Annotated in this window: 14 protein-coding genes, 6 tRNA genes, 3 rRNA genes, 1 pseudogene and 1 riboswitch; of the genes and pseudogenes, 22 read left to right on the top strand and 2 right to left on the bottom strand. The window is 51.6% G+C overall.

Annotated features, from left to right (window positions below):
* Positions 1-40: 40 nt before the first annotated feature.
* Positions 41-227: riboswitch (cobalamin riboswitch) on the top strand.
* Between the two features lie 65 nt (positions 228-292).
* The 9 genes from btuB (at position 293) to birA (ending at position 10743) form a co-directional block, all read left to right on the top strand.
* Positions 293-2131, top strand: coding sequence for a TonB-dependent vitamin B12 receptor BtuB (gene btuB, locus O6D90_RS22290; protein ID WP_016157937.1), 1839 nt, complete (start codon positions 293-295; stop codon positions 2129-2131).
* Positions 2076-2927 (top strand): glutamate racemase, encoded by an 852-nt coding sequence (gene murI / locus O6D90_RS22285; protein ID WP_016157938.1) that lies wholly within the window; start codon positions 2076-2078, stop codon positions 2925-2927. The genes btuB and murI overlap by 56 nt, the downstream gene beginning before the upstream one ends.
* A gap of 375 nt (positions 2928-3302) precedes the next feature.
* A 16S ribosomal RNA gene (locus tag O6D90_RS22280) occupies positions 3303-4844 on the top strand.
* Between the two features lie 71 nt (positions 4845-4915).
* Positions 4916-4992 (top strand) — tRNA-Ile (locus tag O6D90_RS22275).
* A 108-nt stretch (positions 4993-5100) separates the two neighbouring features.
* Positions 5101-5176, top strand: a tRNA-Ala gene (locus O6D90_RS22270).
* 208 nt (positions 5177-5384) lie between these two features.
* Positions 5385-8291: ribosomal RNA gene (locus O6D90_RS22265) — 23S ribosomal RNA — on the top strand.
* Between the two features lie 98 nt (positions 8292-8389).
* Positions 8390-8505 (top strand): 5S ribosomal RNA (gene rrf, locus O6D90_RS22260).
* The 16S, 23S and 5S rRNA genes sit together here with 2 tRNA genes alongside, the layout of an rRNA operon.
* A gap of 250 nt (positions 8506-8755) precedes the next feature.
* Positions 8756-9784: a UDP-N-acetylmuramate dehydrogenase gene (murB, locus tag O6D90_RS22255; protein ID WP_016157939.1), complete on the top strand. Its 1029-nt coding sequence runs from the start codon at positions 8756-8758 to the stop codon at positions 9782-9784.
* The gene (gene birA / locus O6D90_RS22250; protein WP_016157940.1) at positions 9781-10743 is read left to right on the top strand and encodes a bifunctional biotin--[acetyl-CoA-carboxylase] ligase/biotin operon repressor BirA; all 963 of its coding nucleotides are present in this window, start codon (positions 9781-9783) and stop codon (positions 10741-10743) included. The genes murB and birA overlap by 4 nt, the downstream gene beginning before the upstream one ends.
* A 33-nt stretch (positions 10744-10776) precedes the next feature.
* Here the strand turns inward: birA and coaA are convergent, their stop codons facing one another.
* A complete protein-coding gene (gene coaA / locus O6D90_RS22245) occupies positions 10777-11727 on the bottom strand; it encodes a type I pantothenate kinase (protein WP_003031107.1) in 951 nt (316 codons plus the stop codon).
* Positions 11728-12016: 289 nt separating this feature from the next.
* Positions 12017-12097 (bottom strand): annotated as a pseudogene (locus O6D90_RS22240) (hypothetical protein); the annotation flags it as partial.
* Positions 12098-12116: 19 nt separating this feature from the next.
* Between O6D90_RS22240 and O6D90_RS22235 the strand changes: the two are divergent.
* The 13 genes from O6D90_RS22235 to rpoC all read left to right on the top strand — a co-directional run bounded on the left by O6D90_RS22235 (position 12117) and on the right by rpoC (position 26251).
* A tRNA-Thr gene (locus O6D90_RS22235) sits at positions 12117-12192 on the top strand.
* Between the two features lie 8 nt (positions 12193-12200).
* Positions 12201-12285, top strand: a tRNA-Tyr gene (locus tag O6D90_RS22230).
* Positions 12286-12399: 114 nt separating this feature from the next.
* A tRNA-Gly gene (locus O6D90_RS22225) sits at positions 12400-12474 on the top strand.
* A 5-nt stretch (positions 12475-12479) separates the two neighbouring features.
* Positions 12480-12555 (top strand) — tRNA-Thr (locus O6D90_RS22220).
* 118 nt (positions 12556-12673) lie between these two features.
* Positions 12674-13858, top strand: a complete 1185-nt coding sequence (gene tuf, locus O6D90_RS22215) for an elongation factor Tu (protein WP_016157942.1) — start codon at positions 12674-12676, stop codon at positions 13856-13858.
* A 230-nt stretch (positions 13859-14088) separates the two neighbouring features.
* Positions 14089-14472, top strand: coding sequence for a preprotein translocase subunit SecE (secE, locus tag O6D90_RS22210; RefSeq protein ID WP_003033128.1), 384 nt, complete (start codon positions 14089-14091; stop codon positions 14470-14472).
* A 1-nt stretch (position 14473) separates the two neighbouring features.
* Complete coding sequence (gene nusG, locus O6D90_RS22205) at positions 14474-15019, top strand: transcription termination/antitermination protein NusG (protein WP_003033125.1); 546 nt, start codon at positions 14474-14476, stop codon at positions 15017-15019.
* Positions 15020-15174: 155 nt separating this feature from the next.
* Positions 15175-15603, top strand: a complete 429-nt coding sequence (rplK, locus tag O6D90_RS22200; protein ID WP_003033122.1) for a 50S ribosomal protein L11 — start codon at positions 15175-15177, stop codon at positions 15601-15603.
* Between the two features lie 3 nt (positions 15604-15606).
* Positions 15607-16314 (top strand): 50S ribosomal protein L1, encoded by a 708-nt coding sequence (gene rplA, locus O6D90_RS22195; RefSeq protein WP_016155300.1) that lies wholly within the window; start codon positions 15607-15609, stop codon positions 16312-16314.
* Positions 16315-16672: 358 nt separating this feature from the next.
* The gene (gene rplJ / locus O6D90_RS22190; RefSeq protein ID WP_005132895.1) at positions 16673-17170 is read left to right on the top strand and encodes a 50S ribosomal protein L10; all 498 of its coding nucleotides are present in this window, start codon (positions 16673-16675) and stop codon (positions 17168-17170) included.
* A 66-nt stretch (positions 17171-17236) separates the two neighbouring features.
* Positions 17237-17602 carry a 50S ribosomal protein L7/L12 gene (gene rplL, locus O6D90_RS22185; RefSeq protein WP_000028882.1) on the top strand — a complete coding sequence of 122 codons (366 nt, stop codon included), beginning with the start codon at positions 17237-17239 and terminating at the stop codon, positions 17600-17602.
* 320 nt (positions 17603-17922) lie between these two features.
* Positions 17923-21951, top strand: a complete 4029-nt coding sequence (gene rpoB, locus O6D90_RS22180; protein ID WP_003033111.1) for a DNA-directed RNA polymerase subunit beta — start codon at positions 17923-17925, stop codon at positions 21949-21951.
* A gap of 76 nt (positions 21952-22027) precedes the next feature.
* Positions 22028-26251: a DNA-directed RNA polymerase subunit beta' gene (gene rpoC / locus O6D90_RS22175; protein WP_016155301.1), complete on the top strand. Its 4224-nt coding sequence runs from the start codon at positions 22028-22030 to the stop codon at positions 26249-26251.
* The last annotated feature ends 132 nt before the right edge of the window (positions 26252-26383 follow it).

The raw sequence follows: 26383 nt of genomic DNA, 5'->3' as shown, positions 1-26383 counted from the left end.
GATATTGTGATGCACGGTCTGGACACCAGGTTGTAACAAACTGTAGCATCCGTTTTCCGGTCCTGTGAGTTAAAAGGGAATCCAGTGTGAATCTGGAGCTGACGCGCAGCGGTAAGGAAGGTAGGAGATGAGCGCACCTGGTGCAGACACTGCGGCTTGCCGTGGGAAGTCATCATCTCTTTAAGTTGCCTCCAAGCCCGAAGACCTGCCGGCTAACGTCGCATCTGGTTTTCATCATCGCGTACTATCGGTGGGACCTGCGGCATCCTTCTTATATTGTGGATGCTTTACAATGATTAAAAAATCGTTGCTGTGCACGGCACTGTCCGTCACAGCATTTTCGGGTTGGGCGCAGGACACTAGCCCAGATACTCTCGTCGTCACTGCCAACCGTTTTCAGCAGCCTCGTAGCGCTGTACTTGCCCCTATCACCGTTGTTACGCGTCAGGATATCGATCGCTGGCAATCCACTTCCGTCAATGATGTGCTTCGTCGCCTGCCGGGCGTGGATATCGCCCAATACGGTGGTATGGGACAAAATTCGTCTATTTCTATTCGCGGTACCAACGCCAGCCATGTGCTGGTGTTGATTGACGGCGTGCGTCTGAACCTGGCAGGGGTTAGCGGCGCAGCCGATCTTAGCCAGTTCCCCGTCTCGTTAGTGCAACGTATCGAATACATTCGTGGGCCGCGTTCGGCGGTTTATGGTTCTGATGCGATTGGCGGTGTGGTGAATATCATTACTACGCGTGAAAAGCCGGGGACGGAACTCACTGCCGGTGTGGGGAGCAATGGGTATCAGAATTACGATGTCTCAACCCAACAACAGCTTGGCGAAAATACGCGCGTCACACTAATGGGCGATTATGCCTATACCAAAGGTTTTGATGTTGTCGCATACGGTAGCACTGGCTCTCAGGCTCAGCCCGACAAAGACGGTTTCTTAAGTAAGACGCTGTATGGCGCGCTGGAACATAACTTTTCCGATACATGGAGCGGGTTTGTTCGCGGCTACGGCTATGATAACCGAACAGATTATGACGCGTATTATTATCCTGGGACGCCGTTAGTGGATACCCGTCAGCTCTATAGCCAAAGCTGGGATGCCGGGCTGCGCTTTAATGGCGAACTTATCCAGTCACAACTGGTTTCCAGCTATAGCCATAGTAAAGATTACAACTATGATCCGGATTATGGCCGCTATGACTCCTCGGCCACACTGGATGATATGAAGCAATATAATGTTCAGTGGTCCAACAGTATGGTGCTTGGTCACGGTAACGTAGGCGCAGGCGTTGACTGGCAAAAGCAAACCACGACGCCTGGCACCGGGTATGTCACGGACGGTTACGATCAGCGTAATACGGGTCTCTACCTGACCGGGTTGCAGCAACTGGGCGACTTTACCTTTGAAGGTGCGGCGCGCAGTGATGATAACTCCGAATTTGGTCGTCATGGCACATGGCAAACCAGTGCCGGATGGGAGTTTTTTGAAGGCTATCGTTTTATTGCGTCCTACGGTACATCTTACAAAGCGCCTAATCTCGGACAGTTGCATGGTTATTACGGTAATTCGAACCTGGATCCTGAGCAAAGTAAGCAATGGGAAGGGGCGTTTGAAGGCTTAACGGCGGGCGTGAACTGGCGTGTATCCGGATATCGTAATGATATTGACGACATGATCGATTACGACCCGCATACCGAGAAATACTTTAACGAAGGTAAAGTTCGTATTAAAGGTGTGGAAGCGACCGCAAACTTTGATACCGGGCCGTTGGCACATACGCTGAGCTACGATTATGTCGATTCGCGCAATGCGATTACGGACAAGCCGCTCGCACGGCGTTCTAAGAACCAGGTGAAGTACCAGCTCGACTGGCAGGTTTATGATTTTGACTGGGGCCTGACGTATCATTACCTGGGAACGCGTTATGACACTGACTACGTAACCTACCAGCCGGTAAAAATGGGTGGGGTTAGCCTGTGGGATCTTGGCGTGTCATATCCAATCACCTCACAGCTGACAGTTCGTGGTAAAATCGCCAACCTGTTCGATAAAGATTACGAGACAGTTTATGGCTACGCAACTGCAGGACGGGAATACACCTTGTCTGGCAGCTACACTTTCTGATCCGCGTCCCACCGTGCTGGTGTTTGATTCCGGCGTCGGTGGGTTGTCGGTCTATGACGAGATCCGGCGTCTTCTGCCGGATCTCCACTATATATACGCTTTCGACAACGTCGCCTTTCCTTATGGAGAGAAGAGCGAGGAGTTTATCGTCGAACGTGTTGTTGAGATTGTGACTGCGGTCCAGCAGCGCTATCCCCTCTCTCTTGCGGTCATCGCGTGTAATACAGCAAGCACGGTATCGCTCCCTGCATTACGTGAGAAATTTGCCTTTCCGGTTGTGGGCGTGGTGCCTGCTATTAAACCGGCGGCGCGACTCACGGCGAATGGTGTGGTGGGACTGCTGGCTACGCGTGCAACGGTGAAGCGTTCATATACCCATGAGTTGATTGCACGGTTTGCTAACGAATGTCAGATAGCGATGCTGGGTTCCGCTGAACTGGTGGAACTGGCGGAAGCGAAGCTGCACGGTGAAACCGTTTCTCTGGAAGAACTGCGTCGTGTCCTGCGCCCTTGGCTGCGGATGTCGGAACCACCTGACACGGTGGTGCTCGGATGCACCCATTTCCCTCTATTACGGGAAGAACTTTTACAGGTCCTGCCTGAGGGGACGCGGCTGGTGGATTCTGGTGCCGCGATTGCGCGTCGTACGGCCTGGTTATTAGAACATGAAGCGCCAGACGCGAAATCAACTGATGAGAATGTCGCATTCTGCATGGCAATGACGGCAGAAGCCGAACAATTATTGCCCGTGCTGCAGCGTTATGGCTTTAAGACGCTCGAAAAACTGGCTGTTTAGACTGTTTTGGTGGAAAAATAAGCACTCGGAAGATTATTTTAAATTTCTCCTTGTCAGCCTGAAATAACTCCCTATAATGCGCCTCCACTGACACGGAACAACGGATTACAAACCGCCGGGTCAGCGGGGTTCCACTGAGAATCTCGCAGAGAAAAGCAAAAATAAATGCTTGACTCTGAATGAGGAAAACGTAATATACGGGACCTCGCGACAGAGCGCTAAAGCGCGTCGCACCTGCTCTTTAACAATTTATCAGACAATCTGTGTGGGCACTCGAAGATACGGATTCTTAACGTCGCAAGACGAAAAATGAATACCAAGTCTCTGAGTGAACACGTAATTCATTACGAAGTTTAATTCACGAGCATCAAACTTAAATTGAAGAGTTTGATCATGGCTCAGATTGAACGCTGGCGGCAGGCCTAACACATGCAAGTCGAACGGTAGCACAGAGGAGCTTGCTCCTTGGGTGACGAGTGGCGGACGGGTGAGTAATGTCTGGGAAACTGCCCGATGGAGGGGGATAACTACTGGAAACGGTAGCTAATACCGCATAACGTCGCAAGACCAAAGAGGGGGACCTTCGGGCCTCTTGCCATCGGATGTGCCCAGATGGGATTAGCTAGTAGGTGGGGTAACGGCTCACCTAGGCGACGATCCCTAGCTGGTCTGAGAGGATGACCAGCCACACTGGAACTGAGACACGGTCCAGACTCCTACGGGAGGCAGCAGTGGGGAATATTGCACAATGGGCGCAAGCCTGATGCAGCCATGCCGCGTGTATGAAGAAGGCCTTCGGGTTGTAAAGTACTTTCAGCGAGGAGGAAGGTGTTGTGGTTAATAACTGCAGCAATTGACGTTACTCGCAGAAGAAGCACCGGCTAACTCCGTGCCAGCAGCCGCGGTAATACGGAGGGTGCAAGCGTTAATCGGAATTACTGGGCGTAAAGCGCACGCAGGCGGTCTGTCAAGTCGGATGTGAAATCCCCGGGCTCAACCTGGGAACTGCATCCGAAACTGGCAGGCTAGAGTCTTGTAGAGGGGGGTAGAATTCCAGGTGTAGCGGTGAAATGCGTAGAGATCTGGAGGAATACCGGTGGCGAAGGCGGCCCCCTGGACAAAGACTGACGCTCAGGTGCGAAAGCGTGGGGAGCAAACAGGATTAGATACCCTGGTAGTCCACGCCGTAAACGATGTCGACTTGGAGGTTGTGCCCTTGAGGCGTGGCTTCCGGAGCTAACGCGTTAAGTCGACCGCCTGGGGAGTACGGCCGCAAGGTTAAAACTCAAATGAATTGACGGGGGCCCGCACAAGCGGTGGAGCATGTGGTTTAATTCGATGCAACGCGAAGAACCTTACCTACTCTTGACATCCAGAGAAGTTTGCAGAGATGCGAACGTGCCTTCGGGAACTCTGAGACAGGTGCTGCATGGCTGTCGTCAGCTCGTGTTGTGAAATGTTGGGTTAAGTCCCGCAACGAGCGCAACCCTTATCCTTTGTTGCCAGCGGTTCGGCCGGGAACTCAAAGGAGACTGCCAGTGATAAACTGGAGGAAGGTGGGGATGACGTCAAGTCATCATGGCCCTTACGAGTAGGGCTACACACGTGCTACAATGGCATATACAAAGAGAAGCGACCTCGCGAGAGCAAGCGGACCTCATAAAGTATGTCGTAGTCCGGATTGGAGTCTGCAACTCGACTCCATGAAGTCGGAATCGCTAGTAATCGTGGATCAGAATGCCACGGTGAATACGTTCCCGGGCCTTGTACACACCGCCCGTCACACCATGGGAGTGGGTTGCAAAAGAAGTAGGTAGCTTAACCTTCGGGAGGGCGCTTACCACTTTGTGATTCATGACTGGGGTGAAGTCGTAACAAGGTAACCGTAGGGGAACCTGCGGTTGGATCACCTCCTTACCTTAAAGAAACGTTCTTTGTAGTGCTCACACAGATTGTCTGATGAAAATTAGCAGTAAGAAAATCTCTGCAGGCTTGTAGCTCAGGTGGTTAGAGCGCACCCCTGATAAGGGTGAGGTCGGTGGTTCAAGTCCACTCAGGCCTACCAAATTCGCCTCCGTGCTGTGTTACGGCGATGCTCGCATACTTCAGTATGCTTCGCACCACCGCGCCTTGCCCGGAAACGAATTAGGGTACAGAGATTAGCATTTACGATGGGGTTATAGCTCAGCTGGGAGAGCGCCTGCCTTGCACGCAGGAGGTCTGCGGTTCGATCCCGCATAGCTCCACCATCCCTTACTGCAAAAACACAAGAAAACTTCAGAGTGTACCTGAAAAGGTTCACTGCGAAGTTTTGCTCTTTAAAAATCTGGATCAAGCTGAAAATTGAAACGACACACTGTTTCATTTCTCCGTAAACAAGAAATGAAAAGCGGTGTGTCCGAGTCTCTCAAATTTTCGCAACGCTGAAGTGTTTTACGAAACATCTTCGGGTTGTGAGGTTAAGCGACTAAGCGTACACGGTGGATGCCCTGGCAGTCAGAGGCGATGAAGGACGTGCTAATCTGCGATAAGCGTCGGTAAGGTGATATGAACCGTTATAACCGGCGATTTCCGAATGGGGAAACCCAGTGTGATTCGTCACACTATCATTACGTGAATACATAGCGTAATGAAGCGAACCGGGGGAACTGAAACATCTAAGTACCCCGAGGAAAAGAAATCAACCGAGATTCCCCCAGTAGCGGCGAGCGAACGGGGAGCAGCCCAGAGTCTGAATCAGCATGTGTGGTAGTGGAACGGTCTGGAAAGTCCGACGGTACAGGGTGATAGTCCCGTACACAAAAGTGCATGTGTTGTGAACTCGAAGAGTAGGGCGGGACACGTGGTATCCTGTCTGAATATGGGGGGACCATCCTCCAAGGCTAAATACTCCTGACTGACCGATAGTGAACCAGTACCGTGAGGGAAAGGCGAAAAGAACCCCGGCGAGGGGAGTGAAAAAGAACCTGAAACCGTGTACGTACAAGCAGTGGGAGCCTCTTTATGGGGTGACTGCGTACCTTTTGTATAATGGGTCAGCGACTTATATTCTGTAGCAAGGTTAACCGAATAGGGGAGCCGAAGGGAAACCGAGTCTTAACTGGGCGTTAAGTTGCAGGGTATAGACCCGAAACCCGGTGATCTAGCCATGGGCAGGTTGAAGGTTGGGTAACACTAACTGGAGGACCGAACCGACTAATGTTGAAAAATTAGCGGATGACTTGTGGCTGGGGGTGAAAGGCCAATCAAACCGGGAGATAGCTGGTTCTCCCCGAAAGCTATTTAGGTAGCGCCTCGTGAACTCATCTTCGGGGGTAGAGCACTGTTTCGGCTAGGGGGTCATCCCGACTTACCAACCCGATGCAAACTGCGAATACCGAAGAATGTTATCACGGGAGACACACGGCGGGTGCTAACGTCCGTCGTGAAGAGGGAAACAACCCAGACCGCCAGCTAAGGTCCCAAAGTCATGGTTAAGTGGGAAACGATGTGGGAAGGCACAGACAGCCAGGATGTTGGCTTAGAAGCAGCCATCATTTAAAGAAAGCGTAATAGCTCACTGGTCGAGTCGGCCTGCGCGGAAGATGTAACGGGGCTAAACCATGCACCGAAGCTGCGGCAGCGACACTATGTGTTGTTGGGTAGGGGAGCGTTCTGTAAGCCGTTGAAGGTGTGCTGTGAGGCATGCTGGAGGTATCAGAAGTGCGAATGCTGACATAAGTAACGATAATGCGGGTGAAAAACCCGCACGCCGGAAGACCAAGGGTTCCTGTCCAACGTTAATCGGGGCAGGGTGAGTCGACCCCTAAGGCGAGGCCGAAAGGCGTAGTCGATGGGAAACAGGTTAATATTCCTGTACTTGGTGTTACTGCGAAGGGGGGACGGAGAAGGCTATGTTAGCCGGGCGACGGTTGTCCCGGTTTAAGCATGTAGGCGGAGATTCCAGGTAAATCCGGAGTCTTGCTAACGCTGAGGTGTGATGACGAGGCACTACGGTGCTGAAGTAACAAATGCCCTGCTTCCAGGAAAAGCCTCTAAGCATCAGGTAACACGAAATCGTACCCCAAACCGACACAGGTGGTCAGGTAGAGAATACCAAGGCGCTTGAGAGAACTCGGGTGAAGGAACTAGGCAAAATGGTGCCGTAACTTCGGGAGAAGGCACGCTGATATGTAGGTGAAGTGATTTACTCATGGAGCTGAAATCAGTCGAAGATACCAGCTGGCTGCAACTGTTTATTAAAAACACAGCACTGTGCAAACACGAAAGTGGACGTATACGGTGTGACGCCTGCCCGGTGCCGGAAGGTTAATTGATGGGGTTATCCGTAAGGAGAAGCTCTTGATCGAAGCCCCGGTAAACGGCGGCCGTAACTATAACGGTCCTAAGGTAGCGAAATTCCTTGTCGGGTAAGTTCCGACCTGCACGAATGGCGTAATGATGGCCAGGCTGTCTCCACCCGAGACTCAGTGAAATTGAACTCGCTGTGAAGATGCAGTGTACCCGCGGCAAGACGGAAAGACCCCGTGAACCTTTACTATAGCTTGACACTGAACGCTGGTCCTTGATGTGTAGGATAGGTGGGAGGCTTTGAAGTGTGGACGCCAGTCTGCATGGAGCCAACCTTGAAATACCACCCTTTAATGGCTGGTGTTCTAACGTAGACCCGTAATCCGGGTTGCGGACAGTGTCTGGTGGGTAGTTTGACTGGGGCGGTCTCCTCCTAAAGAGTAACGGAGGAGCACGAAGGTTAGCTAATCCTGGTCGGACATCAGGAGGTTAGTGCAAAGGCATAAGCTAGCTTGACTGCGAGAGTGACGGCTCGAGCAGGTGCGAAAGCAGGTCTTAGTGATCCGGTGGTTCTGAATGGAAGGGCCATCGCTCAACGGATAAAAGGTACTCCGGGGATAACAGGCTGATACCGCCCAAGAGTTCATATCGACGGCGGTGTTTGGCACCTCGATGTCGGCTCATCACATCCTGGGGCTGAAGTAGGTCCCAAGGGTATGGCTGTTCGCCATTTAAAGTGGTACGCGAGCTGGGTTTAGAACGTCGTGAGACAGTTCGGTCCCTATCTGCCGTGGGCGCTGGAGAATTGAGGGGGGCTGCTCCTAGTACGAGAGGACCGGAGTGGACGCATCACTGGTGTTCGGGTTGTCATGCCAATGGCATTGCCCGGTAGCTAAATGCGGAAGAGATAAGTGCTGAAAGCATCTAAGCACGAAACTTGCCCCGAGATGAGTTCTCCCTGACCCTTTAAGGGTCCTGAAGGAACGTTGAAGACGACGACGTTGATAGGTCGGGTGTGTAAGCGTAGCGATACGTTGAGCTAACCGATACTAATGAACCGTGAGGCTTAACCTTACAACGCCGAAGATGTTTTGGCGGATGAGACATCGAAATTCAGCTTGATTACAGATGACATCGACAGACCCGAGAGGTGTGTTGATAAACAGAATTTGCCTGGCGGCTGTAGCGCGGTGGTCCCACCTGACCCCATGCCGAACTCAGAAGTGAAACGCCGTAGCGCCGATGGTAGTGTGGGGTCTCCCCATGCGAGAGTAGGGAACTGCCAGGCATCAAATAAGTGAAGAAGCCCATCCTGCCGGATGGGCTTTTTTGCGTCTGCAGGGATGAAAATCGCCGGATGCGGCGTGCCGCCTTATCCGGCCAGCGTCTGTTATTACCGGATACAGCGCCTGTAAACCTTATTCTTACTGTGATTGCAGCCTCATCGGTTGCAAAGCAACATCCTAAGCTTCCATAACACAAGCCATCCTGCAGCATATACGGTAAACTAAGCGCGATTTTGCATCAGGAAAGCGTCTATGAATCACTCCCTTAAAGCCTGGAACACCTTCGGTATCGATCAACAAGCTAATGTGCTTGTCTGTGCCGAAAATGAGCAACAACTACTAAATGCCTGGCAATCAGCCAATGCATCACATCATCCAGTGCTAATCCTGGGCGAAGGGAGTAACGTCCTGTTTCTTGATGCCTTCCATGGAACGGTGATCGTCAACCGTATCAAGGGAATAGCGATTACAGAACAACCTGATGCGTGGCATTTGCACGTAGGCGCGGGTGAAAACTGGCATCATCTGGTAGAGCATACGCTGCAGCAAAGCATGCCCGGGCTGGAAAATCTGGCGCTGATCCCCGGCTGCGTGGGTTCATCGCCAATCCAGAATATTGGTGCCTATGGCGTAGAACTGCGGCGCGTCTGCGAATATGTGGACTGCGTAGAGCTTTCGACCGGCAAACATCTGCGCGTCAGCGCCGCAGAATGCCGATTTGGTTACCGTGACAGTATCTTCAAACATGAGTACCAGTATCGTTTCGCGATTGTAGCTGTTGGTCTGCGCTTACCTAAACAGTGGCAACCCGTTCTCACTTACGGTGACCTGACGCGTCTTGATCCTGCCACGGTAACGCCTCGGCAGGTTTTTGATTCTGTTTGCCATATGCGCACCACAAAACTGCCCGATCCAAAAGTAAACGGGAATGCGGGGAGTTTCTTTAAAAACCCGGTTGTCACCGCGGACATTGCGCAGGAGCTCCTGGCGAAATTCCCGACAGCACCTCAATACCCGCAGGCTGATGGCTCTGTGAAACTGGCTGCTGGCTGGCTTATCGATCAATGTCAGCTAAAAGGCATGCGCATTGGCGGCGCAGCAGTACATCAGCAGCAGGCACTGGTGCTGATCAATGCAGGCCATGCTACGAGTCAGGATGTGGTGCAACTGGCGCATCACGTACGCCAAAAAGTCGGTGAGAAATTCAATGTCTGGCTTGAGCCGGAAGTCCGGTTTATTGGCCCACTGGGTGAAGTAAATGCCGTGGAGATCGTTGCATGAAGGATAATACCGTCCCCCTGACGCTTATTTCATTATTATCCGATGGCGAATTTCACTCTGGTGAGCAACTCGGTGAAAAGCTGGGAATGAGCCGTGCGGCAATCAATAAACATGTCCAGACGCTACGTGACTGGGGTGTTGATGTATTTACTGTCCCTGGTAAAGGATACAGCTTACCTGAACCTATCCAGCTATTAGATTCATCACTTATTTATTCTCAGCTGGATGGCGGGAATATAACGGTCCTGCCGGTTATCGACTCAACCAATCAGTACCTTATGGATCGAATTGGTCAACTGGAGTCAGGGGATGCCTGCGTAGCTGAGTATCAGCAGGCCGGTCGTGGTCGTCGTGGACGTAAATGGTTCTCTCCCTTTGGCGCCAATCTGTACCTTTCAATGTTCTGGCGACTGGAACAAGGACCGGCAGCCGCGATTGGTCTGAGCCTGGTAATTGGTATTGTCATGGCTGAGGTTTTACGCGATCTGGGCGCGGATAAAGTGCGTGTTAAATGGCCGAACGACCTCTATTTGCTCGACCGTAAACTGGCAGGGATCCTGGTTGAACTCACCGGAAAAACGGGCGATGCCGCACAGATTGTTATTGGGGCGGGTATAAACATGTCCATGCGTCGGGTTGAGGAGAATGTGGTTAATCAAGGCTGGATTAATCTGCAGGAGGCGGGTATTACCATTGACCGCAATACTCTGGCTGCCCGACTGATCCGCGAGCTGCGCGCTGCCCTGGTACTGTTTGAGCATGAGGGCCTGGCGCCGTATTTGTCCCGCTGGAGGGCGTTGGATAACTTTATCGACCGCCCTGTTAAACTCATTATTGGTGATAAAGAAATATTTGGCGTATCTCGTGGAATAGATGCGCAAGGTGCATTACTGCTCGAACAAAATGGCGTGATAAAACCCTGGATGGGTGGGGAAATATCGCTTAGAAGCGCTGAATAATAAGAAGGGGAGCTATGGCTCCCCTTTATTTTTTTATTTTCGTAATCTGACTTGCTCAACGGCATGATTGGCGCTTTTCGTCATGATTAAGCTGGCTCGCTCACGCGTTGGTAAAATATTCTGTTTTAAATTCAACCAGTTGATTTCTTTCCACAGCGATGTGGCCGTGTTGATTGCCTCGTCTTCCGACAATTTCGCATAGTTATGGAAATAAGAGTCTGGGTTGGTAAATGCCCCTTCGCGGAATTTCAGGAAGCGGTTGATATACCACGTCTGGAGTAATTCTTCTGGCGCATCCACATAAATAGAAAAGTCGACAAAGTCAGAAACAAATACATGATGTGGATCGTGAGGATAGTCCATCCCGCTTTGTAATACATTGAGCCCTTCGAGGATTAATATGTCAGGCTGGGCAACGGTTTTGTCGCCATCAGGGATCACATCATAGATCAGATGAGAATAGACCGGTGCTGTAACGTTGGGGACGCCAGACTTTAAATCGGAAACGAATTTAACCAGACGGTGCATATCATAGGACTGAGGAAAGCCTTTCTTCTTCATGAGCCCACGATCTTTCAACACCTGGTTAGGATGAAGAAAACCGTCAGTAGTGATCAGCTCAACCTTACGATGCTCGGGCCAGCGACTCAGCAACGCTTGCAACACACGTGCAGTCGTACTTTTGCCGACGGCGACGCTGCCAGCAATGCTAATAATATAAGGAATACGCTCGCCGTTGGTGCCTAAAAATTGCTCCAGCACAGCCTGACGCCGCAGGTTCGAACTGATGTAAAAATTTAGCAAACGCGATAATGGCAAATAAATCTCAGCAACTTCTTCCAGCGATAAGTCTTCGTTAATGCCTTTCAGACGAGCAATCTCTTCCTCGGTCAGAGTCATCGGCACGGAATCACGAAGCGCAGCCCACTGGTTGCGATCAAACTGTAGGTAAGGCGACGTTAACGCTTGCTCTTTTATACTCATACGCATGGTCTGGCTGTCATTGCTATATCAGGTCTGCGGTAAAAAACGAAATCATCCCCGGTACGCAATGGCACGCACATTTCAGTTAATTTGGACAATGGGCAGGAGGGTAACACCAGATGGGAGGGAATAATAAGAAAAAATCGTCCCCTGAAACGCAATGTGACGGCTATTCCAGATGTATAAAGATGCACTTTCTCTCTATTGATAACGGCTTGCTGGAGCAAAATGCCTTCTGGGAGCGCGGCTGACGTTGGAAATTTGTTCAATTCGAAGAAGAAATAGATTATTTATCGGTCGTATAGCGCAAAATGTGAGCGATAGAACATTTTATGCAATTTTTTAGTTGCATGAGTGCGCATGTCTCCATAAAATGCGCGCTACTTGATGCCGACTTAGCTCAGTAGGTAGAGCAACTGACTTGTAATCAGTAGGTCACCAGTTCGATTCCGGTAGTCGGCACCATCAAGTCCGGTGGGGTTCCCGAGCGGCCAAAGGGAGCAGACTGTAAATCTGCCGTCACAGACTTCGAAGGTTCGAATCCTTCCCCCACCACCACTTTCTGGCAGCGTTATCGCCGCCTGAGTTGGTTAAAAAATTAATCAGCTCGAATAAAAAAGAGAGAAATCTCTTTTTTATTACAGAAAGAACTGGGTAGCCGAGTTTCAGGATGCGGGCATCGTATAATGGCTATTACCTCAGCCTTCCAAGCTGATGATGCGGGTTCGATTCCCGCTGCCCGCTCCAGACGTGCTGATATGGCTCAGTTGGTAGAGCGCACCCTTGGTAAGGGTGAGGTCCCCAGTTCGACTCTGGGTATCAGCACCACTTCACTTCTCCTTCCCGTTTCTCTCTGTTTACTTTTAAAAGCATTCAACAGCTCAGGCATATGGCCTGGTTGATGTGGTGATATCACCGATTTATCCGTGTCTTAGAGGGACAATCGATGTCTAAAGAAAAATTTGAACGTACAAAACCGCACGTTAACGTCGGTACTATCGGCCACGTTGACCATGGTAAAACAACGCTGACCGCTGCAATCACTACCGTACTGGCTAAAACCTACGGCGGTGCTGCTCGTGCATTCGACCAGATCGATAACGCGCCGGAAGAAAAAGCTCGTGGTATCACCATCAACACTTCTCACGTTGAATATGACACCCCGACTCGCCACTACGCACACGTAGACTGCCCGGGCCACGCCGACTATGTTAAAAACATGATCACCGGTGCTGCGCAGATGGACGGCGCGATCCTGGTTGTTGCTGCGACTGACGGCCCTATGCCGCAGACTCGTGAGCACATCCTGCTGGGTCGTCAGGTAGGCGTTCCGTACATCATCGTGTTCCTGAACAAATGCGACATGGTTGATGACGAAGAGCTGCTGGAACTGGTAGAAATGGAAGTTCGTGAACTTCTGTCTCAGTACGATTTCCCGGGCGACGACACTCCGATCGTTCGTGGTTCTGCTCTGAAAGCGCTGGAAGGCGAAGCAGAGTGGGAAGCGAAAATCATCGAACTGGCTGGCTTCCTGGATTCTTACATCCCGGAACCAGAGCGTGCTATTGACAAGCCGTTCCTGCTGCCTATCGAAGACGTATTCTCCATCTCCGGTCGTGGTACCGTTGTTACCGGTCGTGTAGAGCGCGGTATCATCAAAGTTGGTGAAGAAGTTGAAATCGTTGGTATCAAGGATACTGCTAAGTCTACCTGTACTGGCGTTGAAATGTTCCGCAAACTGCTGGACGAAGGCCGTGCTGGTGAGAACGTTGGTGTTCTGCTGCGTGGTATCAAACGTGAAGAAATCGAACGTGGTCAGGTACTGGCTAAGCCGGGCTCTATCAAGCCGCACACCAAGTTCGAATCTGAAGTGTACATTCTGTCCAAAGACGAAGGCGGCCGTCATACTCCGTTCTTCAAAGGCTACCGTCCGCAGTTCTACTTCCGTACTACTGACGTGACTGGTACCATCGAACTGCCGGAAGGCGTTGAGATGGTAATGCCGGGCGACAACATCAAAATGGTTGTTACCCTGATCCACCCAATCGCGATGGACGACGGTCTGCGTTTCGCAATCCGTGAAGGCGGCCGTACTGTTGGTGCGGGCGTTGTTGCCAAAGTAATGAGCTAATTGCCGAATAACATTTGACGCAATGCGCAATAAAAGGGCATCATTTGATGCCCTTTTTGCACGCTTTCACACCAGAACCTGGCTCATCAGTGATTTTATTTGTCATAATCATTGCTGAGACAGGCTCTGAAGAGGGCGTTTAGTCCGAAACGCACCAGAGCATTTCGGTTTGGATCGCCTCGCTTACGCGGGGTGAAAATGTTTGTAGAATACTTCTGACAGGTTGGTTTATGAGTGCGAATACCGAAGCTCAAGGAAGCGGGCGCGGCCTGGAAGCGATGAAGTGGGTTGTTGTCGCTGTATTGCTGCTTGTAGCTATCGTTGGCAACTACCTCTATCGTGACATGATGCTGCCGCTGCGTGCGCTGGCCGTAGTGATTCTGATTGCCGCAGCGGGTGGTGTCGCGCTGTTGACAACAAAAGGTAAAGCGACCGTTGCTTTTGCCCGTGAAGCGAGAACCGAAGTCCGTAAGGTCATTTGGCCAACTCGCCAGGAAACATTGCACACCACATTAATTGTGGCTGCGGTTACCGCAGTAATGTCACTGATCCTGTGGGGACTGGATGGTATTCTGGTTCGCCTGGTATCCTTTATCACTGGCCTGAGGTTCTAAGATGTCTGAAGCCCCTAAAAAGCGCTGGTACGTCGTTCAGGCGTTTTCCGGTTTTGAAGGCCGCGTAGCTACATCGCTGCGCGAATATATCAAGTTACAAAATATGGAAGAGCTGTTTGGCGAAGTCATGGTGCCGACCGAAGAAGTGGTCGAAATCCGTGGCGGCCAGCGTCGCAAGAGCGAACGTAAATTCTTCCCGGGCTATGTATTGGTCCAGATGGTGATGAATGACGCAAGTTGGCACCTGGTGCGCAGCGTGCCGCGTGTGATGGGCTTTATCGGCGGTACATCTGACCGTCCGGCGCCGATCAGCGACAAAGAAGTTGATGCGATCATGAACCGTCTGCAGCAGGTTGGCGACAAGCCGCGTCCGAAAACGATGTTTGAGCCTGGTGAAATGGTTCGCGTTAGCGACGGTCCGTTCGCTGACTTTAACGGCGTGGTTGAAGAAGTGGACTACGAGAAGTCTCGTCTGAAAGTTTCCGTATCTATCTTCGGTCGTGCGACTCCAGTTGAACTGGACTTCGCTCAGGTTGAAAAAGCCTAACACCCCGATCAAAAAAGCGACGATTTAATCGTTGCACAAGGCGCGAGATTGGAATACAATTTCGCGCCTTTTGTTTTTATGGATCCTATCCGTAAAACGAATTTAATCACGGGGAGCCTCCTTGAGGCGTTATAACCCAACTAGAGGAATTTAGAATGGCTAAGAAAGTCCAAGCCTATGTCAAGCTGCAAGTTGCAGCTGGTATGGCTAACCCGAGTCCGCCGGTAGGTCCTGCACTGGGTCAACAAGGCGTGAACATCATGGAATTCTGCAAAGCGTTCAACGCTAAAACTGATTCCATGGAAAAAGGTCTGCCAATCCCGGTTGTTATCACCGTTTACGCTGACCGTTCTTTCACTTTCGTTACCAAAACGCCTCCGGCAGCAGTTCTGCTGAAGAAAGCGGCTGGTATCAAGTCTGGTTCCGGCAAGCCGAACAAAGACAAAGTGGGTAAAATTTCCCGCGCTCAGCTGCAGGAAATCGCGCAGACCAAAGCTGCCGACATGACTGGTTCCGACATTGAAGCGATGACTCGCTCCATTGAAGGTACTGCACGTTCCATGGGCCTGGTAGTGGAGGACTAAGAAATGGCTAAACTGACCAAGCGCATGTCCGTGATCCGTGACAAAGTTGATGCTACTAAGCAGTATGATATCAACGAAGCTATCGCTCTGCTGAAAGAGCTGGCCACTGCTAAATTCGTAGAAAGCGTGGACGTTGCTGTTAACCTCGGCATCGATGCTCGTAAATCTGACCAGAACGTACGTGGTGCAACTGTACTGCCGCACGGTACTGGCCGTTCCGTTCGCGTAGCCGTATTTACCCAGGGTGCAAACGCTGAAGCTGCTAAAGCTGCAGGCGCTGAGCTGGTAGGTATGGAAGATCTGGCTGAACAGATCAAGAAAGGCGAAATGAACTTTGACGTTGTTATTGCTTCCCCGGATGCAATGCGCGTTGTTGGCCAGCTGGGTCAGGTTCTGGGTCCGCGCGGCCTGATGCCAAACCCGAAAGTTGGTACTGTAACTCCTAACGTTGCTGAAGCTGTTAAGAATGCTAAAGCTGGTCAGGTTCGTTACCGTAACGACAAAAACGGCATCATTCACACCACCATCGGTAAAGTGGATTTTGACGCTGACAAACTGAAAGAAAACCTGGAAGCTCTGCTGGTTGCGCTGAAAAAAGCAAAACCGACTCAGGCAAAAGGCGTGTACATCAAGAAAGTTAGCATCTCCACCACCATGGGTGCTGGCGTTGCCGTTGATCAGTCCGGTCTGACTGCGACTGTGGCGAACTAATATTCGCCTTTACGTGGGCGGTGATTTTGTCTACAATCTTACCCCCACGTATTCTGCTAATTGCAGACGTATATCTGAGATATTCAGGCTGTGGCAAGGCAGTTAACGCCACGACAGATTGAATAGCGACAGATAGAAAAGATTTGTTCGTTGGAGCCTGGCCTAATCCAGGCCTCCGTCGAAGACCGCAGGTGTTTCGTAAGAAACTTAATGCCCTGCGTAGACGGTGACAGAACGCTAAGATTATTTCTGATACTCTGGCTTGTTTCTGCTCACCGTATTTAGACGCTCTCTCCGTTGGGGGGAGTGAAGTGAGTTCCGGAACATGAGTTCCGGCAAACATCCAGGAGCAAAGCTAATGGCTTTAAATCTTCAAGACAAACAAGCGATTGTTGCTGAAGTCAGCGAAGTAGCCAAAGGCGCGCTGTCTGCAGTAGTTGCGGATTCCCGTGGCGTAACTGTAGATAAAATGACTGAACTGCGTAAAGCAGGTCGTGAAGCTGGCGTATACATGCGTGTTGTTCGTAACACCCTGCTGCGCCGCGTCGTTGAAGGTACTCAGTTCGAGTGCCTGAAAGACACGTTTGTTGGTCCGACCCTGATTGCATACTCTATGGAACACCCGGGCGCTGCTGCTCGTCTGTTCAAAGAGTTCGCGAAAGCGAATGCAAAATTTGAGGTCAAAGCCGCAGCCTTTGAAGGTGAGTTGATTACGGCATCGAATATCGATCGCCTGGCAACTCTGCCGACCTACGAAGAAGCAATTGCACGCCTGATGGCAACCATGAAAGAAGCTTCGGCTGGCAAACTGGTTCGTACTCTGGCTGCTGTACGCGATGCGAAAGAAGCTGCTTAATCGCAGTTATCTTTGTAAAGCATCTGCTTACGTATAAACTTATTCTGATTTTCAGGAACAATTTAAATGTCTATCACTAAAGATCAAATCATTGAAGCAGTATCCGCTATGTCCGTAATGGACGTTGTAGAACTGATTTCTGCAATGGAAGAAAAATTCGGTGTTTCTGCTGCTGCTGCTGTAGCTGTAGCTGCTGGCCCGGCTGAAGCTGCTGAAGAAAAAACTGAATTCGACGTAATTCTGAAAGCTGCTGGCGCTAACAAAGTTGCTGTTATCAAAGCAGTACGTGGCGCAACTGGCCTGGGTCTGAAAGAAGCTAAAGACCTGGTAGAATCTGCACCGGCTGCGCTGAAAGAAGGCGTGAGCAAAGACGACGCAGAAGCACTGAAAAAATCTCTGGAAGAAGCTGGCGCTGAAGTTGAAGTTAAATAAGCCAACTTTTCTGGTTGCAGCCTAAGAAATTAGGCTGATGGCTGGTGACTTTTTAGTCACCAGCCTTTTTGCGCTGTAAGGCGCCAGTAGCATTTCACACTGTTTGACTACTGCTGTGCCTTTCAATGCTTGTTTCTATCGACGTCTTAATATACTGCGACAGAACGTCAGTTCTGTGTAAATCGCAATGAAATGGTTTAAGCGTGATAGCAACAGGCATTGCGGAAAGTATTCGATTTTCCGGTCAACAAAATAGTGTTGCACAAACTGTCCCTTCGTCGGACAGATGGGTCGACTTGTCAGCGAGCTGAGGAACCCTAATGGTTTACTCCTATACCGAGAAAAAACGTATTCGTAAGGATTTTGGTAAACGTCCGCAAGTGTTGGACATACCTTATCTCCTTTCTATCCAGCTTGACTCGTTTCAGAAGTTCATCGAGCAAGATCCTGAAGGGCAGTATGGTCTGGAAGCAGCTTTCCGTTCCGTTTTCCCGATTCAGAGCTACAGCGGTAATTCCGAGCTGCAATACGTCAGCTACCGCCTTGGCGAACCGGTGTTTGACGTTCAGGAATGTCAGATCCGTGGCGTGACCTATTCCGCACCGCTGCGCGTAAAACTGCGCCTGGTGATCTACGAGCGCGAAGCGCCGGAAGGCACCGTAAAAGACATTAAAGAACAAGAAGTCTACATGGGCGAAATTCCGCTCATGACAGACAACGGTACCTTTGTTATCAACGGTACTGAGCGTGTTATCGTTTCTCAGCTGCACCGTAGTCCTGGCGTCTTTTTTGACTCCGACAAAGGTAAAACCCACTCTTCGGGTAAAGTGCTGTATAACGCGCGTATTATCCCTTACCGTGGTTCCTGGCTGGACTTCGAATTCGATCCGAAGGACAACCTGTTCGTACGTATTGACCGTCGCCGTAAACTGCCTGCGACCATTATTCTGCGTGCACTGAACTACACCACTGAGCAGATCCTTGACCTATTCTTTGAGAAAGTTGTTTTCGAAATTCGTGACAACAAGCTGCAGATGGAACTGGTGCCGGAACGCCTGCGTGGTGAAACCGCCTCCTTTGACATCGAAGCTAACGGCAAAGTCTACGTCGAAAAAGGCCGTCGCATCACTGCGCGCCACATTCGCCAACTGGAAAAAGACGATATCAAACATATCGAAGTTCCGGTTGAATACATTGCTGGTAAAGTTGCGGCTAAAGACTACGTTGACGAATCTACTGGCGAGCTGATCTGCGCAGCTAACATGGAGCTGAGTCTGGATCTGCTGGCTAAGCTGAGCCAGTCTGGCCACAAGCGTATCGAAACGCTGTTCACCAACGATCTGGACCACGGTCCGTACATTTCTGAAACTGTACGTGTCGACCCAACCAACGATCGTCTGAGCGCGCTGGTAGAAATCTACCGCATGATGCGCCCTGGTGAGCCGCCGACGCGTGAAGCTGCTGAAAGCCTGTTCGAGAACCTGTTCTTCTCCGAAGACCGCTATGACCTGTCTGCGGTTGGTCGTATGAAGTTCAACCGTTCTCTGCTGCGCGACGAAATCGAAGGTTCCGGTATCCTGAGCAAAGATGACATCATCGAAGTGATGAAGAAGCTCATCGATATCCGTAACGGTAAAGGCGAAGTCGATGATATCGACCACCTCGGTAACCGTCGTATCCGTTCCGTAGGCGAAATGGCGGAAAACCAGTTCCGCGTTGGCCTGGTACGTGTTGAGCGTGCGGTGAAAGAGCGTCTGTCTCTGGGCGATCTGGATACCCTGATGCCTCAGGATATGATCAACGCTAAGCCGATTTCTGCAGCAGTGAAAGAGTTCTTTGGTTCCAGCCAGCTGTCTCAGTTTATGGACCAGAACAACCCGCTGTCTGAGATTACGCACAAACGTCGTATCTCTGCACTCGGCCCAGGCGGTTTGACTCGTGAACGCGCAGGCTTCGAAGTTCGAGACGTACACCCGACTCACTACGGTCGCGTATGTCCAATCGAAACGCCTGAAGGTCCGAACATCGGTCTGATCAACTCCTTGTCTGTGTACGCACAGACTAACGAATACGGCTTCCTCGAGACTCCGTACCGTAAAGTGACCGACGGTGTTGTAACTGACGAAATTCATTACCTGTCTGCTATCGAAGAAGGCAACTACGTTATCGCTCAGGCGAACTCCAACCTGGATGACGAAGGCCACTTTGTAGAAGATCTGGTTACCTGCCGTAGCAAAGGCGAATCCAGCTTGTTCAGCCGTGACCAGGTTGACTACATGGACGTATCCACCCAGCAGGTGGTATCCGTCGGTGCGTCCCTGATCCCGTTCCTGGAACACGATGACGCCAACCGTGCATTGATGGGTGCGAACATGCAACGTCAGGCGGTTCCTACTCTGCGTGCTGATAAGCCGCTGGTTGGTACCGGTATGGAACGTGCTGTTGCCGTCGACTCCGGTGTTACCGCTGTTGCTAAACGTGGCGGTACCGTCCAGTACGTGGATGCTTCCCGTATCGTTATCAAAGTTAACGAAGACGAGATGTACCCGGGCGAAGCAGGTATCGACATTTATAACCTGACCAAATACACCCGTTCTAACCAGAACACCTGTATCAACCAGATGCCTTGCGTATCTCTGGGCGAGCCGGTTGAACGTGGTGATGTGCTGGCAGACGGTCCGTCCACCGACCTCGGTGAACTGGCGCTCGGTCAGAACATGCGCGTGGCATTCATGCCATGGAATGGTTACAACTTCGAAGACTCCATCCTCGTATCTGAGCGTGTTGTCCAGGAAGACCGTTTCACCACCATCCACATTCAGGAACTGGCATGTGTGTCCCGTGACACCAAGCTGGGGCCGGAAGAGATCACCGCTGACATCCCGAACGTGGGTGAAGCTGCGCTCTCCAAACTGGATGAATCCGGTATCGTTTATATCGGCGCGGAAGTAACCGGTGGCGACATTCTGGTTGGTAAGGTAACGCCGAAAGGTGAAACCCAGCTGACGCCAGAAGAGAAGCTGCTGCGTGCGATCTTCGGTGAGAAAGCGTCTGACGTTAAAGACTCTTCTCTGCGCGTGCCAAACGGTGTTTCCGGTACGATTATCGACGTTCAGGTCTTTACTCGCGATGGCGTAGAAAAAGACAAACGTGCGCTGGAAATCGAAGAGATGCAGCTGAAGCAGGCGAAAAAAGACCTGTCTGAAGAACTGCAAATCCTCGAAGCTGGCCTGTTCAGCCGTATCTACGCTGTGCTGGTTTCCGGTGGTGTTGAAGCTGAGAAGCTCGACAAACTGCCGCGCGATCGCTGGTTAGAACTCGGCCTGACCGACGAAGAGAAACAAAATCAGCTGGAACAACTGGCTGAGCAGTACGACGAACTGAAACACGAGTTCGAGAAAAAACTCGAAGCGAAACGCCGTAAAATCACTCAGGGCGACGATCTGGCACCGGGCGTGCTGAAGATTGTTAAGGTTTATCTGGCGGTTAAACGTCGGATCCAGCCTGGTGATAAGATGGCAGGTCGTCACGGTAACAAGGGTGTAATCTCTAAGATCAACCCGATCGAAGATATGCCACACGATGCTAACGGTACGCCGGTAGATATCGTGCTGAACCCGCTGGGCGTACCATCGCGTATGAACATCGGTCAGATCCTTGAAACCCACCTGGGTATGGCTGCGAAAGGTATCGGCGATAAGATCAACGCCATGCTGAAACAGCAGCAGGAAGTCGCGAAACTGCGCGAATTCATCCAGCGTGCTTACGATCTGGGTTCAGATGTTCGTCAGAAAGTTGACCTGAATACCTTCAGCGATGAAGAAGTTCTGCGTCTGGCTGAAAACCTGAAAAAAGGTATGCCGATCGCAACGCCGGTGTTCGACGGTGCGAAAGAGTCTGAAATCAAGGAACTGTTACAGCTGGGTGGCCTGCCGACTTCCGGTCAGATCACACTGTTCGACGGTCGTACCGGTGAGCAGTTCGAGCGCCAGGTTACCGTTGGCTACATGTACATGCTGAAACTGAACCACCTGGTTGATGACAAGATGCATGCGCGTTCTACCGGTTCTTACAGCCTGGTTACTCAGCAGCCGCTGGGTGGTAAGGCTCAGTTCGGTGGTCAGCGCTTCGGGGAGATGGAAGTGTGGGCGCTTGAAGCATACGGCGCGGCATACACCCTGCAGGAAATGCTCACCGTTAAGTCTGATGACGTGAACGGTCGTACTAAGATGTATAAAAACATCGTGGACGGCAACCATCAGATGGAACCAGGCATGCCGGAATCCTTCAACGTACTGTTGAAAGAGATTCGTTCGCTGGGTATCAACATCGAGCTGGAAGACGAGTAACTCTCGATCAAACAGGTCACTGGTGCTGGCGTAACAGCCAGCGCCAGATTGTGCTAACTCCGACGGGAGCAAATCCGTGAAAGATTTATTAAAGTTTCTGAAAGCGCAGACTAAAACCGAAGAGTTTGATGCGATCAAAATTGCTCTGGCCTCGCCAGACATGATCCGTTCATGGTCTTTCGGTGAAGTTAAGAAGCCGGAAACCATCAACTACCGTACGTTCAAACCTGAACGTGACGGCCTTTTCTGCGCCCGTATCTTTGGGCCGGTAAAAGACTATGAGTGCCTGTGCGGTAAGTACAAGCGCCTGAAACACCGCGGTGTGATCTGTGAGAAGTGCGGCGTTGAAGTGACCCAGACTAAAGTACGCCGTGAGCGTATGGGCCACATCGAGCTGGCGTCTCCGACCGCTCACATCTGGTTCCTGAAATCTCTGCCGTCCCGTATCGGTCTGCTGCTCGATATGCCGCTGCGCGATATCGAACGCGTACTGTACTTCGAATCTTATGTGGTTATCGAAGGCGGTATGACTAACCTGGAACGTCAACAGATCCTGACTGAAGAGCAGTATCTGGACGCGCTGGAAGAGTTCGGTGACGAATTCGACGCGAAGATGGGTGCGGAAGCAATCCAGGCCTTGCTGAAGAGCATGGATCTGGAGCAAGAGTGCGAAACTCTGCGCGAAGAGCTGAACGAAACCAACTCCGAAACCAAGCGTAAGAAGCTGACCAAACGTATCAAACTGCTGGAAGCATTCGTACAGTCTGGCAACAAGCCAGAGTGGATGATCCTGACCGTTCTGCCGGTTCTGCCGCCAGATCTGCGTCCGCTGGTTCCGCTGGATGGTGGTCGTTTCGCAACATCAGATCTGAACGATCTGTACCGTCGCGTGATCAACCGTAACAACCGTCTGAAACGTCTGCTGGATCTGGCTGCGCCGGACATCATCGTACGTAACGAAAAACGTATGCTGCAGGAAGCGGTTGACGCCCTGCTGGATAACGGTCGTCGTGGTCGTGCGATCACCGGTTCTAACAAACGTCCTCTGAAATCTTTGGCCGATATGATCAAAGGTAAACAGGGTCGTTTCCGTCAGAACCTGCTCGGTAAGCGTGTTGACTACTCCGGTCGTTCTGTAATCACCGTAGGTCCATACCTGCGTCTGCATCAGTGCGGTCTGCCGAAGAAAATGGCACTGGAACTGTTCAAACCGTTCATTTACGGCAAGCTGGAACTGCGTGGCCTGGCCACCACCATCAAAGCCGCTAAGAAAATGGTTGAGCGTGAAGAAGCTGTCGTTTGGGATATCCTGGACGAAGTTATCCGCGAACACCCGGTACTGCTGAACCGTGCACCAACCCTGCACCGTCTGGGTATCCAGGCATTTGAACCGGTACTGATCGAAGGTAAAGCTATCCAGCTGCACCCGCTGGTTTGTGCGGCATATAACGCCGACTTCGATGGTGACCAGATGGCTGTTCACGTACCGCTGACGCTGGAAGCCCAGCTCGAAGCGCGTGCGCTGATGATGTCTACCAACAACATCCTGTCTCCGGCGAACGGCGAACCTATCATCGTTCCGTCTCAGGACGTTGTATTGGGTCTGTACTACATGACCCGTGACTGTGTTAACGCCAAAGGCGAAGGCATGGTGCTGACTGGCCCGAAAGAAGCTGAGCGTATCTATCGCGCAGGTCTGGCCTCTCTGCATGCGCGCGTTAAAGTGCGTATCACTGAATACGAAAAAGATGAAAACGGCGAATTCGTTGCGCACACCAGCCTGAAAGACACGACCGTTGGTCGCGCCATTCTGTGGATGATCGTACCGAAAGGTCTGCCTTTCTCCATCGTCAACCAGGCGCTGGGCAAGAAAGCAATCTCCAAAATGCTGAACACCTGTTACCGCATTCTGGGCCTGAAGCCGACCGTTATCTTCGCTGACCAGACAATGTACACCGGCTTTGCTTATGCAGCGCGTTCAGGTGCATCTGTTGGTATTGATGACATGGTCATCCCAGAGAAGAAACACGAGATCATCTCTGAAGCGGAAGCTGAAGTTGCTGAGATCCAGGAGCAGTTCCAGTCTGGTCTGGTAACCGCGGGCGAACGCTATAACAAAGTTATCGATATCTGGGCTGCGGCGAACGATCGTGTATCCAAAGCGATGATGGATAACCTGCAAACCGAAACCGTGATTAACCGTGACGGCGTAGAAGAGCAGCAGGTTTCCTTCAACAGCATCTACATGATGGCCGACTCCGGTGCGCGTGGTTCTGCAGCACAGATTCGTCAGCTGGCTGGTATGCGTGGTCTGATGGCTAAGCCAGATGGCTCCATCATCGAAACGCCAATCACCGCGAACTTCCGTGAAGGTCTGAACGTACTCCAGTACTTCATCTCTACTCACGGTGCTCGTAAAGGTCTGGCGGATACCGCACTGAAAACAGCGAACTCCGGTTATCTGACTCGTCGTCTGGTTGACGTCGCGCAGGACTTGGTTGTTACTGAAGACGATTGCGGCACGCTGGAAGGCATCACCATGACCCCGGTTATCGAGGGTGGTGACGTTAAAGAACCGCTGCGCGATCGCGTTCTGGGTCGTGTGACTGCTGAAGACGTTCTGAAGCCGGGTACGGCGGATATTCTGGTTCCACGCAACACGCTGCTGCACGAACAGTGGTGTGACCTGCTGGAAGAGAACTCCGTTGACTCAGTCAAAGTCCGTTCCGTTGTATCCTGTGACACCGACTTTGGTGTATGTGCGCACTGCTATGGTCGTGACCTGGCGCGTGGCCACATCATCAATAAAGGTGAAGCAATCGGCGTTATCGCGGCACAGTCCATCGGTGAACCGGGTACACAGCTGACGATGCGTACGTTCCACATCGGTGGTGCGGCATCTCGTGCGGCTGCTGAATCCAGCATCCAGGTGAAAAATAAAGGTAGCATCCGTCTGAGCAATGCGAAGTCGGTTGTTAACTCCAGCGGTAAACTGGTTATCACCTCACGTAACACCGAACTGAAACTGATCGACGAATTCGGCCGTACCAAAGAAAGCTATAAAGTGCCTTACGGCTCCGTTATGGCGAAAGGTGATGGCGAACAGGTTGCTGGCGGCGAAACCGTAGCGAACTGGGATCCGCACACCATGCCGGTTATCACCGAAGTGAGTGGTTTCGTCCGCTTCACTGACATGATCGACGGCCAGACCATTACTCGTCAGACCGACGAGCTGACCGGTCTGTCTTCTCTGGTGGTTCTGGATTCTGCAGAACGTACTGCGGGTGGTAAAGACCTGCGTCCGGCACTGAAAATTGTTGATGCTCAGGGCAACGACGTTCTGATCCCAGGCACCGATATGCCTGCTCAGTACTTCCTGCCGGGTAAAGCGATTGTTCAGCTGGAAGATGGCGTACAGATCAGTTCTGGTGACACCCTGGCGCGTGTTCCGCAGGAATCCGGCGGTACCAAGGATATCACCGGTGGTCTGCCGCGCGTTGCGGACCTGTTCGAAGCACGTCGTCCGAAAGAGCCGGCAATCCTGGCTGAGATCAGCGGCATCATTTCCTTCGGTAAAGAAACCAAAGGTAAACGTCGTCTGGTTATCACCCCGGTAGACGGTAGCGAGCCGTACGAAGAGATGATTCCGAAATGGCGTCAGCTCAACGTGTTCGAAGGTGAACGTGTAGAACGAGGTGACGTTGTTTCCGACGGTCCGGAAGCGCCGCACGACATCCTGCGTCTGCGTGGTGTGCATGCTGTAACTCGTTATATCGTTAACGAAGTTCAGGACGTATACCGTCTGCAGGGCGTTAAGATTAACGATAAGCACATCGAAGTTATCGTTCGTCAGATGCTGCGTAAAGCCACCATCGAAAGCGCTGGTAGCTCCGACTTCCTGGAAGGCGAGCAGGTTGAATACTCCCGCGTCAAGATTGCTAACCGCGATCTGGAAGCGAACGGCAAAGTGGGTGCAACATTCTCCCGCGATCTGCTGGGTATCACCAAAGCGTCTCTGGCAACCGAGTCCTTCATCTCTGCAGCATCGTTCCAGGAAACCACGCGTGTCCTGACCGAAGCCGCTGTTGCAGGTAAGCGTGATGAACTGCGCGGTCTGAAAGAGAACGTTATCGTGGGTCGTCTGATCCCGGCGGGTACCGGTTATGCGTACCACCAGGATCGTATGCGCCGCCGCGCAGCGGGCGAACTGCCAGCTGCTCCGCAGGTGACTGCTGAAGATGCGTCTGCCAGCCTGGCAGAACTGCTGAACGCAGGCCTGGGCGGTTCTGACAACGATTAATCGTTGCTGACGCTAATAAAAAACCCGCTTCGGCGGGTTTTTTTATGTCGATGGATTTAAGATGTATTATGTTGGCCGGATAAGGCATCAGCTGCCATCCGGCATGATGACGCCAGGCTTATGAGGCCTACG

This window comes from Citrobacter sp. 21OH12SH02A-Citro (assembly GCF_027919895.1).
Taxonomy (GTDB): domain Bacteria; phylum Pseudomonadota; class Gammaproteobacteria; order Enterobacterales; family Enterobacteriaceae; genus Citrobacter; species Citrobacter braakii.
This window is presented reverse-complemented; position numbering and strand designations above follow the sequence as displayed.